Origin of the sequence: Streptomyces sp. MUSC 14 (assembly GCF_001866675.1) — a bacterium.
Classification (GTDB): domain Bacteria; phylum Actinomycetota; class Actinomycetes; order Streptomycetales; family Streptomycetaceae; genus Streptomyces.
Genome location: NZ_MLYN01000081.1, coordinates 1 through 12,395, shown reverse-complemented (window position 1 = coordinate 12,395; position 12,395 = coordinate 1). Strand labels below are relative to the sequence as shown.

The 12,395-nt window shown below is 75.2% G+C and carries 1 protein-coding gene; it reads right to left on the bottom strand.

All coding sequences use genetic code 11. From position 1 onward, the window contains the following. The coding region (locus BIV25_RS52140) for a type I polyketide synthase (protein ID WP_218158519.1) at positions 1–12,395 on the bottom strand (12,395 nt) is incomplete at both ends.

Below are 12,395 nucleotides of genomic sequence, written 5' to 3'. Positions count from 1 at the left end.
TGACGACTGAAGTCCACGAACAGACCGGGCGAGGCCATGACGGTGACGCCGCCGGTGAGGGCCATGTCGCATTCGCCGTTGCGCAGGGACTGCACGGCGAGGTGCAGGGCGACGAGGGACGCGGAGCAGGCGGTGTCGACGGTGACGGCCGGGCCCTCCAGGCCGAAGGTGTAGGACAGGCGGCCGGAGACGACGCTGGCGGCGTTGCCGGTCAGCATGTAGCCCTCGAAGTCCTCGCCGGAGGCGGCGAGCATGCCGGTGTAGTCCTGGCCGTTGGTGCCGGCGAACACGCCGGTGCGGCTGCCGCGCAGCGAGCGCGGGTCGATCCCCGCCCGCTCGAACGTCTCCCAGGCCATCTCCAGCAGGAGCCGCTGCTGCGGGTCCATCGCGACGGCTTCGCGGGGCGAGATGTTGAAGAACGCCGGGTCGAACCCGCCCGCGTCGCTGAGGAATCCGCCGGTCTGCGTGGATACCGTGCCGGTCTTCCCGGGCTCGGCGTGGTGCAGGGCGTCGAGGTCCCAGCCGCGGTCCTCGGGGAAGGGCACGAGGCCCTCCTCGCCGTCCAGGAGCATCCGCCACAGCTGTTCGGGGGTGTTGATGTCGCCGGGGAACCGGCAGCCCATGGCGACCACGGCGATCGGGTCGTCGTCGGCGGCGCGGCGCGGCGCCTCGCCCGGTACGGCGGAGGCGGCGGACGCCGCGGACGCGGCGTCGTCGGCGACCTGGGCGAGCAGGAAGTGGGCGAGGGCCCGGCAGTTGGGGTGGTCGAAGACGAGGGTGCTGGGCAGGCGCAGGCCGGTGATGCGGTTCATGCCGTTGCGCAGCTCGACGGCGCTGAGCGAGTCGATGCCCAGGTCGGTGAAGGGCAGTTCCGGCGCGACGGCGTCGCCCGAGGGGTGTCCGAGGACGCTCGCGACGTGTCCGCGCACGATCTCCAGCACGGCGTCGGCCCGTTCGTAGTCGGGCAGCGCGGCCAGGTGGGTGTGGAGCGAGGACATGTCGGCGGTCGCCGTCGTCGCGTCCTGCCGGGCGGTGTCCAACGCCTCGCGAGCGGCGGGCAGTTCGTCCAGCAGGTGGCTGGGCCGGGGGGCCGTGAAGGACAGCGCGTAGGTGTCCCAGCGCAGGTCGGTGACGACGACGTGGGTGTCGCCGAGGTCGAGGGCCCGGCCGAGGGCGGCGCAGGCGGCGGCGGTGTCCATGGGGTGGACGCCGTAGCGGCGCATGCGGTCGCCCGCCGCGTCGCCGACCATGCCGCCGTCGGCCCACAGGCCCCAGGAGATCGCGGTGGCGGGGAGCCCGGCCGCGCGCCGCTCGGCGGCGAGGGCGTCGAGATAGGCGTTGCCGGGGGCGTAGTTGCCGAGTCCGGCGCCGCCCAGGACGCCCGCCGTGGAGGAGAACAGGACGAAGGCGGAGAGGTCGAGGTCGCGGGTGAGGTCGTGCAGGGCCCGGGCGGCGGTGGCCTTGCCGCGCAGGACGGGGTCCATGCGGTCGGCGTCGAGGGAGTCGATCACGCCGTCGTCGAGGGCGCCGGCGGCGTGGAACACGGCGTCCAGGGGCTGGTCCGCGGGGATCCCGGCGAGCAGGGCGGTGAGCGCGGGGCGGTCGGACACGTCGCAGGCGGCGAGCGTGACGTCGACTCCGCGGGCGGTGAGTTCGTCCCGCAGGTCGGTGGCGCCCGGCGCGTCGGCGCCGCGGCGGCCGGCCAGTACCAGGCGGGTGGCACCGCGGTCGGCGAGCCAGCGGGCGACGTGCCCGCCGAGGGCGCCGGTGCCGCCGGTGACCAGGACGGTGCCGCGGGGCTGCCAGGCCTCGGCGGGGGTGTCCGCGCCCGGGGCGTGGACCAGCCTGCGGCCGTGGGCGCCCGTGGCGCGCAACGCGATCTGGTCCTCCTGGCCGGGGTCGGCGAGGACGGCGGCGAGGCGGGTGGCGCAGCGGGCATCGAGGTCGGCGGGCAGGTCGATCAGGCCGCCCCAGCGCTCGGCGTGCTCCATGGCGGCGACCCGGCCGAGGCCCCAGACGAGGGCCTGGGCGGCGTCCGGCGCGGGGTCGGCCCCGCCGACGGCGACGGCGCCGCGCGTCGCGCACCACAGGGGTGCCTCGACGCCCTGGTCGCCGAGTGCCTGTACGAGGGCGAGGGTCGCGGCGAGTCCGACCGGGACGGCCGGGTGGGCGGGGTGGTCGCGGGTGTCGAGGGCGAGCAGGGAGAGCACGCCGTCGACGCGTCCCGGGTCCCCGTCGGGGTCGAGGAGGCCGGCGAGTGCGGTGCGGTCGGCGGCGCCGTCGGGCAGGGTGATCCGGCGGACCGTGCGGGCACCGCCCGCGGTGAGCGCGTCGGCGACCGCGTCGGCGACGGCGGTGTGTCCGGCGGCGTCGGCGGGGGCGAGCAGCAGCCAGGTTCCGGTGAGGGTGGCCGGGCCGGGGTTGAGCGGCGTGAAGGCGACGCCGTAGCGCCATGCATCGGTGGTGGTTCGCTCGCGGCGGGCGTGCCGCCAGCCGGCCAGCGCGGGCAGCACACGGCTGAGCGGGGCGTCGGCGGGCAGGTCGAGGGCGTCGGTCAGGCTCTCCAGGTCCTCCTGCTCGACGGTCTGCCAGAAGCGGGCCTCGACGGAGTCGGCCGTGAGCCCGCCGTCGGCGGCGAGGCCGGCGGCGGCCGCCTCGCGCATGCTCGGCCAGTACCGCTGGTGCTCGAACGGGTAGGTGGGCAGGTCGGTGCGGGTGGCGCCGGTGCCGTCGAAGACGGTCTCGAAGTCGACGTCGACGCCGTGCACATGGGCCTCGGCGAGCGCGCCGAGGAACTGCCTCAGGTCGCCCTGGTCACGGCGCAGGGAGCCGAGGACGGCGCCGTCCACACCGACCGCGTCGAGGGTGTCGCGCAGCCCGACGGCGAGTACGGGATGCGGGCCGACCTCGATGAAGGTGCGGTGTCCCGCGGCGATCAGGCCGCGTACGGCGTCCTCGAAGCGGACGGTCTCGCGCAGGTTGGTGTACCAGTAGTCGGCGCCGAGTCCGGGGGTGTCGAGCCAGTCGCCGGTGAGGGAGGACCGGAAGGGGATGTCCGCCTCGCGTGGGGTGATGCCGTCCAGGGCGGCGAGGACGGTGTCGCGGATCGCCTCGACCTGTGCGGAGTGCGAGCCGTAGTCGACGTTGACCTTGCGGGCGCGGACGCCGTCGCCGGTGAGGGCGGTGTGCAGTTCGTCCAGTGCTCCGGCCTCGCCGGAGACGACGACGGACGTGGGTCCGTTGACGGCCGCGACGGCGAGCCGGTCCGCCCACGGTGCCATGCGGGCACGGGTGTCGTCGGCGGACAGCGGCACGGACATCATGCCGCCGGTACCGGCGATGCGGGTGATGGCCCGGCTGCGCAGGGCGACGACGCGGGCGCCGTCCTCAAGGCTGAGGGCTCCGGCGACGCAGGCGGCCGCGATCTCGCCCTGGGAGTGGCCGACGACGGCGGCCGGCCGGACGCCGTGGGCCCGCCACAGGGCGGCGGTGGCAACCATGACGGCCCACAGGGCCGGCTGGACGACGTCGACTCGGCCGAGGTCGGCGGCGTGCTCGTCGTCGCGCAGCACCTGCGTCAGCGACCAGTCGACGTGCGGGGCGAGTGCCTGCTCGCAGCGGTCGATCCAGTCGGCGAACACCGGTGACTCGTCGAGGAGTTCGCGGGCCATGCCGGCCCACTGGGCGCCCTGTCCCGGGAAGACCAGGACGGGTTCGGCGCCCGCGGGGACGGCGGCGGCGACCAGTGCGGGTGCGGTGAGGGGTCCGTCGGCGGCGAGCACGGCGAGCGTCTCGTCGAGCCGGTCCGCGTCGTCGGCGAGGACGGCGGCGCGGTGGGTGAAGGCGGACCGTCCGACGGCGAGGGTGTAGCCGAGGTCGGCGAGCGCGGTGCCGGGCCGGGCGCGCAGATGGGCGCGGAGCCGGACCGCCTGGGCGCGCAGCGCGGCGGGCGTGCGGGCGGACAACAGGACGGGAACGGCGGGCAGTTCGGTACGCGTCGTGGTGACCGGAACCGGGGGCTCGGGGGCCTGTTCGACGATGACGTGGGCGTTGGTGCCGCTCATGCCGAAGGAGGACACGCCGGCGCGGCGGGCGCGGCCGGTGTCCGGCCAGGGCTGCTCCTCGCTCAGCAGCCGGACCTGTCCGGCGCTCCAGTCGACGTGCGGGGTGGGGTTCTCGGCGTACAGGGTGCGGGGCAGCAGTCCTTCGCGCAGCGCCATCACCATCTTGATGATGCCGCCGACGCCTGCGGCGGCCTGGCTGTGCCCGATGTTGGACTTCAACGAGCCGAGCCACAGCGGCCGTTCCTCGTCGCGGTCCTGACCATAGGCGGCGATGAGCGCCTGGGCCTCGATGGGGTCGCCGAGGGTGGTGCCGGTGCCGTGTGCCTCGACGGCGTCCACGTCCTGCGGGGACAGTCCGGCGGAGGCCAGCGCCTGGCGGATGACGCGCTGCTGCGAGGGCCCGTTGGGGGCGGTCAGGCCGTTGGAGGCGCCGTCCTGGTTGAGGGCCGAGCCGCGGACGACGGCGAGGACCTGGTGGCCGTTGCGGCGCGCGTCGGAGAGGCGTTCCAGGACGATCACGCCGACGCCCTCGGCCCAGCTGGCGCCGTCGGCGTCCGCGGAGAAGGGCTTGCAGCGGCCGTCCTCCGCGAGTGCGCGCTGGCGGCTGAACTCGATGAGCGAGCCGGGTGTCGACATCACCGTGACGCCGCCGGCCAGGGCGAGTTCGCACTCCCCCTGGCGCAGCGACTGCGCGGCCAGGTGCAGGGCGACGAGGGACGAGGAGCAGGCGGTGTCGATGGAGACGGCCGGTCCCTCCAGGCCGAGCGCGTAGGAGATACGGCCGGACAGCACGCTGGGCGAGTTGCCGGTGCCGACGTAGCCCTCGAAGTTGTCGTCGGAGGCCGCGAGGATCGTGACGTAGTCCTGGTAGGTGACGCCGGCGAAGACGCCGGTGGCGGAGCCGCGGGCGGCGGCGGGGTCGACGCCGGCCCGTTCCAGGGCCTCCCAGGACACTTCGAGGAGCAGGCGCTGCTGGGGGTCCATGGCGAGGGCCTCGCGCGGGCTGATCGCGAAGAACGCCGGGTCGAAGCGGCTGGCGTCGTGCAGGAAGCCGCCCTCGCGGGTGTAGACCGTGCCGGGGTGGTCCGGGTCGGGGTGGTAGAGCCGCTCCGGGTTCCAGTTGCGGTCGGTGGGCAGCGGCGAGATGCCGTCCGCTCCGGCCCGCACCAGGTCCCACAGGTCCTCGGGCCCGGCGATGCCGCCGGGGTAGCGGCAGGCCATGCCGACGACCGCGATCGGGTCGTCGTCGAGGGAGCGGCGGACGGCGGCGGGCGCGCCGGTGGCGGCGGTGCCGAACAGGTCGTCGGCGAGGTGGCGGGCGAGCACGGCCGGAGTCGGGTGGTCGAAGACGAGGGTGGCGGGCAGGGTGATGCCGAGGGCGGCGCTGAGCCCGTTGCGCAGTTCGACCGCGGTCAGGGAGGTGAGGCCGAGATCGGTGAAGGGCCGGGCCGGTTCGACCTCGTCGGGGCCGCTGTGGCCGAGCACGGCGGCGACCCGGTCCCGGACGGTGGCCAGCAGCGTGCGCTCGCGTTCCGCGGCTGGCCGGCCGGCCAGCCGTTCCAGGAGGCTGCCGGGCGGCTGGGTGCGGGCGGCGGCCCGGCGGCGGACGGGTTCGGCGGCGGGCGCGGTCTCGTGCCGGGCGGCGCGGGCCGCGTCCGCGGGGACCGTGGCCGTCCCTGTCACGGGCCGCAGCAGCAGGGACCCGATGGTCAGGACGGGGTCGCCGACCGCGTCGGCGGCGGTGAGGGACAGCGTGTCGGCTCCGCTGCGCACCAGGCGGACGCGCAGGGTGGTGGCGCCGGTGGCGAACAGCCGGACCGGGCCCGCCGAGAACAGCACGCGCCCTTCGCCCAGGCCGTCGAACGCGCCCAGGCCCAGCGGGTGCAGTGCGGCGTCCAGCAGGGCCGGGTGCAGATCGTGGCGGCCGGCGTCGGCCGTGGCGGACTCGGGCAGGGCGACCTCGGCGTACACGGCGGTGTCGTCCCGCCAGGCGGCCGCAAGGCCCTGGAAGACGGGCCCGTAGTCGAGGCCGGCCTCCCGCAGCCGTGCGTACAGGCCCTCGGTGTCGAGTTCCTCGGCTCCGGGCGGCGGCCAGGCCGCGAGGTCGTGGTCGGGGGCCGGTCCGGTCTCGGCGGTGAGGACGCCGGCGGCGTGCCGGGTCCAGGCGGCGGCGGTGTCGGTGGCGAGCCGTGCGTGCACGGCGAAGGCGCGGTCTCCGCGGGCGTCGGGCGCCTCCACCCGGATCTGCAGGGCGACGCCGTCGTGCTCCGGCAGCGCCAGCGGGCGTTCCAGGACGAGTTCACGGACCTGCGGACGGCCGACGTGGGTGCCGGCGGCGAGCGCGAGTTCGACGAAGGCGGTGCTCGGGACGACGGCCGAGCCGCCGATGCGGTGCGCGGCGAGCCAGCTCGCGGTGCGGGTGCCCAGGCGGCCGGTGAGCAGTACGGAGTCGTCCACGGCGGACGGGACGACCGCGCCGAGCAGCGGGTGGTCGGCCGGTACGAGTCCGGCGGCGGCCGGGTCGCCCGCCGCGGTACCCGTCTCGATCCAGTAGGGCCGGTGCTGGAAGGCGTAGGTGGGCAGTTGGACCGGGCGGGCGCCGGGTGCGGTGGCGGCGAGCAGGGCGCGGCGGTCGACGCGGGCGCCGTGGGCGTGCAGCGCGCCGACCGCGGCCAGCAGCGTCTCCGTCTCGTCCCGGTCGTCGCGCAGCGTGGGCACGGCGAGCGGCGCGGCGCCCTGCCAGGAGCCCTGCGCCAGGGCGGTCAGGGTGGTGTCGGGGCCGAGTTCGACGAGGCGGGCGACGCCCTGCTCCTCCAGGGCCGCGACGCCGTCGGCGAACCGGACGGCGTGCCGTACGTGCCGCACCCAGTACTCGGCGTCCGTCAGTTCACCGGGCCCGGCGACCCGGCCGGTGAGGTCGGAGACGACCGGGACGCGCGGCTCCGCGTAGGCGACGGAGGCCGCCACGGCGCGGAAGTCGTCGAGCATCGGCTCCATGCGCGGCGAGTGGAAGGCGTGGCTGACCCGCAGCCGGGTGGTCTTGCGGCCCAGTCCGGTGAAGTGGGCGGCGACGGCGAGAGCATCATCCTCGTCACCGGAGACGACCACGGACCGGGGCCCGTTGACGGCCGCCACCCCGAGGGTGTCCTCCCGTCCGGCGAGCAGCGGCAGCACCTCGTCCTCGGCCGCCTGCAGGGCGAACATCGCCCCGCCTTCGGGCAGTTGCTGCATCAGCCTGCCACGGGCGGCGACCAGGCGGCAGGCGTCGGGCAGGGTGAACACCCCGGCGACGTGCGCGGCGGCGATCTCTCCCACGGAGTGACCGATGAGGTGCGTGGGCCGGGTTCCGAACGTCTCCAGGAGCCGGAAGAGGGCCACCTCTACGGCGAACAGCGCGGGCTGCGCGTACTCGGTGCGGTTCAGTGTGTCCGCGTCGCCCTCGTGCACGACCTCGGCGAGGGAGCGCGACAGCAGTCCGTCGAAGTGCCCGCAGACGGCGTCGAAGGCATCGGCGTACGCGGGGAACGCGTCGTACAGCGCGCGGCCCATGCCGGGGCGCTGGGTGCCCTGTCCGGCGAACAGGAACGCGGTGCCGCCGCCACTCAGGGTGTCCCCGGTGAGCACGGCGGGGCTCGGCTCGCCCGCGGCCAGCGCACCGAGTCCGGCCAGCAGCGCGGCACGGCCGGTGCCGGTCACGGCCGCACGGTGTTCGAGCGGCGCGCGGGTGACGGCGAGGGCGTGCGCGACGTCGGCGACGTCCAGCTCCGGACGCTGTTCGAGGTGGGCGAGGAGCCGGGCCGCCTGGTCGCGCAGGGCCGGTGCGCCGCGTGCGGCCAGCAGCCACGACAGGGCGGCCCGCTCACGGTCCGGACCGTCACCGGCGGGCGCGCTCGACTCGCCGTCGGCGGTGGCGGGTTCGGCGAGGATGACGTGTGCGTTGGTGCCGGAGACACCGAACGCGGAGACACCGGCACGACGGGTGTGCCCACCGGCCGGCCAGGCGACGGCCTCGTCCAGCAGACGGACCTGCCCGGCCGCCCAGTCGACGCGGGAGGACGGCCGGCCGGCGTGCAGGGTGGCCGGCAGCATGCCGTTGCGCAGGGCGAGGACCATCTTGATGATGCCGACGGCGCCGGCCGCGGCCTGGGTGTGCCCCAGGTTGGACTTCACGGAGCCGAGCCACAGCGGCCGGTCCTCGGCACGGCCCTGACCGTACGTCGCCAGCACCGCCTGCGCCTCGATGGGGTCGCCCAGGGTGGTACCGGTGCCGTGCGCCTCGACGACGTCCACGTCGGCCGGGGCGAGCCCGGCGGAGGCCAGCGCCTGGCGGATGACCCGCTGCTGCGACGGCCCGTTGGGCGCGGTCAGACCGTTGGACGCGCCGTCCTGGTTGACGGCGGTACCCGCCACGACGGCCAGCACGCGATGCCCGTTGCGCCGGGCGTCGGACAGCCGCTCCACCACCAGCACGCCGACGCCCTCGGCCCAGCCGGTGCCGTCGGCGTCCTCGGAGAACGCCTTGCACAGGCCGTCCGGGGCCAGTCCGCCCTGGAGGCTGAACTCGACGAAGGCACCCGGGTCGGCCATGACGGTCACACCGCCGGCCAGCGCCAGATCGCTCTCCCCGGAGCGCAGCGACTGAGCGGCCAGGTGCAGGGCGACCAGCGAGGAGGAGCAGGCGGTGTCGACGGTGACGGCCGGGCCCTCCAGGCCGAGGGAGTAGGAGATACGGCCGGAGACGACGCTGCCCGCCTGTCCGGTCAGCAGATGTCCGCCGAGTCCCTCGGGGACCTCGCTCAGACCGGTGGCGTAGCCGGAGCTGCCGGCTCCGACGAAGACTCCGGTGCGCGAGCCCTTCAGGGCGGTGGGGTCGATCCCGGCGAACTCCAGTGCCTCCCAGGACGTCTCCAGCATCAGCCGCTGCTGCGGGTCCAGCGCCTGCGCCTCGCGGGGGCTGATGCCGAAGAACGCGGCGTCGAAGTCTGCGGCCCGGGCCAGGAAGCCGCCCGAGCGGGTGTCGCTGACCTCCAGCAAGGAGGTCAGGTCCCAGCCGCGGTCCTCGGGGAACCCGCCGACGGCGTCACCGCCCGCGGCCAGCAACTCCCAGAGCTCGTCGGGGCCGTCGACACCACCGGGCAGCCGGCAGCCCATGCCGACGATGACCACGGGGTCGGTGTCGGTGGCCCGCACCGCCACCTCGTGCCGCTCCGCCGCGGTCTCGAACAGCGTGTCCCGAAGGTGCTCGGCGACGGCGAGCGGGGTGGGGTGGTCGAACACGAGCGTGGAGGGCAGCGGGATACCGGTCTCGGCGGTGAGGTCGTTGCGCAGTTCGACCGCGGTGAGGGAGTCGAACCCCATCTCGCGGAAGGCGCGTCCGACGGTCACCGCGGCGGGGTCGGCGTGGCCGAGCACCCCGGCGGCACGGCGGCACACCAGGTCGAGCAGGGCCGCGTCGCGCTCCTGCGCGCCGAGCGGCGCGAGCCGGGCCCGCAGCACGCCGCCCGCCTCCGTGGCGGAGCCGTCAGCGGCCGGGGCCACGGCGGCGTCGCTCAGCGCCGCGAGCAGGGGGCTGGGCCGGCCGGTGGTGAAGGCCGCCACGAACCGGTCCCAGTCGACGTCGGCCACGACCACGGCCGTGTCCCGGGCGGTCAGGGCGCGTTCGAGGGCCGTCAGCGCGGCGGCGGGGTCCAGCGGCCTCAGCCCCCGACGGACCAGCAGTTCCCTGGCCCCCTCGCCGGCGGCCATACCGGTGTCACCCCAGGGGCCCCAGGCCACGGAGGTGCCGGCCAGGCCGCGGGCGCGACGACGTTCCACCAGAGCGTCGAGATGAGCGTTCGCGGCGGCGTACGCGGCCTGTCCGCCGCTGCCCCAGACACCGGCGATGGAGGAGAACGTCACGAAGGCCGACAGCCCGCTGTCGCGGGTCAGTTCGTCGAGGTGGTCGGCGGCCTCGGCCTTGGCCCGCAGGACGGCGGCGAGCCGGTCGGGCGAGTAGTCGGCGATCACGTCGTCGTCCAGCACGCCTGCGCAGTGCAGCACCGCGTCCACGGGGTGCTCGGCGAGCAGCCGCTCGACCGCGCTGCGCTCGCCCATGTCGCAGGCCACGACGGAAACCTCTGCTCCGAGTCGGACGAGTTCCGCGCGCAGTTCGTCGGCGCCGGGCGCCTGGGGCCCGCGCCGGCCGGTCAGCACCAGCTCGCGCGCCCCGTGCTCGACCACCCACCGTGCGACACGTGCACCGAGGGCTCCGGTACCACCGGTGATCAGGACACGCTCCGGCGAGGTCCACTCCTGCGCGGCGGCGGGGGCGGGCGCGGACACGAGCCGACGGGCGTAGGCGTCGGTGCCTCGTACGGCGACCTGGTCCTCGACACCGGCCACCAGCACCCCGGCGACCCGGGCGAGCGCACGACGGTCCGGCCGCGCGGGCAGGTCGAGCAGACCACCCCAGACATCGGGATGTTCGAGCGCGGCGACACGACCGAGCCCCCATACGGAGGCCGGGCCCGGCTCGACCGCGGCCTCGGTACCGGCTCCCACGGCCACCGCCCCGCTGGTGACGATCCACAGCGGCGCGGTGAGCCCGGCATCGCCGTACCCCTGCACCAGCGCGAGGGCACGGTCCACACCCGGCAGACACGACAGCACACCTGCGACCGGCACGCCGTCTGCCACTGCCGCGCCCAGCACGTCTGCCAGGGCCGCCCGCCCGGTGCCGGTGACGTCGCACACGACACGCTCGACCCCCGGCACGAACTCCTCGATGCCGGCCAGGACTTCGTCGTCACCGGCCTGCAGCAGCAGCCACCGCCCGGTGACCGGCCGCTCCACGCCCGGCTCCAGACGCTCCCAACGGACGCGGTAGCGCCACGCGTCCGCGGTGGTCCGCTCGACCTCACCGCGCCGCCACACCGACAACGCCGTCACGACACGGCTCAGTTCACCACGGTCCAGTTCACCGGCGTCGAGGCCGAGGACACCGGCGAGTTCGTCGGCTTCACCGTGCTCGACGGCTCCCCAGAACGCGGCCTCCCCGGCGGACGCCACGGCCACCGCGCCGCCGGTGCCACGCCGCACCTCGGGCCAGTACCAGGTGCGTTGGAAGGCGTACGTCGGCAGCGGCGCGGGCCGCACCCCGGCGAACACCTCGGCCCAGCCGACCGGAAGCCCGGCGGCGTACAACGCGCCGACCGCGGCGTACAGCGCATCGGCCTCGGACCGGTCCTTGCGCTGCGCGGGTACGCAGACCACACGGTCGACCTCACCGAGCACGGTGCGGGCGAGGGCGGTGAGGGTGCCGTCAGGTCCGATCTCCAGGAAACGCGTCACACCCTCGGCGACGAGCGCAGCCACGCCATCGGCGAAGCGAACGGCCTCACGGACGTGCCGCACCCAGTACTCGGCCGACGCCAACTCCCCATCCGCAGCAAGCTGTCCCGTCACGTTCGAGACGACCGGGATCGACGGTGCACCGTAACTGATGCCCTCCGCGACACGGCGGAAAGCGTCGAGCATCGGCTCCATCAGCGGGGAGTGGAAGGCGTGCGAGACCCGCAGCCGCGACGTGCGCCCGCCCTGTGCCTTCAGCTCCTCCGCGACGTCGAAGACCGCCGACTCCACACCCGCGATCACGATCGCGCGGGGGCCGTTGACCGCCGCGATCGACACCTCGCCCGCACGGCCTTCGACCAGCGGGGCCACTTCCTCCTCGGTGGCCTCCACCGCCACCATCACACCACCGGCCGGCAGCCCCTGCATCAACCGGCCACGGGCCACGACCAGAGCACAGGCGTCCTCCAGCGACAACACACCCGCCACATGCGCAGCAGCGACCTCACCGATCGAATGCCCGATCAGGACGTCAGGACGCATCCCGAACGACTCCACCAGACGGAACAACGCCACCTCGACCGCGAACAACGCGGGCTGCGTCCACTCCGTACGACCCAGCCGCTCCGCATCATCCCCGAACACCACATCACGCAACTCGCCGCCCACGTACGCGCACACCGCGTCGAAGGCGTCCGCGAACACCGGGAAAGCCTCGTACAGTTCACGGCCCATCCCCAACCGCTGCGCACCCTGACCCGAGAACAGGAACGCGGTGCGACCTTCTCCCACGGTTCCGGTGACGGCACGGGGGTTGGGTTCGCCGCCTGCCAACGCGGCTAGGGCGTCGAGGAGTTCCGTTCGCTCCTGGCCCCAGACGACGGCCCGGCTCTCGAATGCGGTACGGGTCGTGGCCAGGGCGGCGCCGACCGCGACGCGGTCGACGTCGTGCGTCGTCCGTACGGCGTCCAGCAGGCGGGTGGCTTGGGAGCGCAGGGCGTC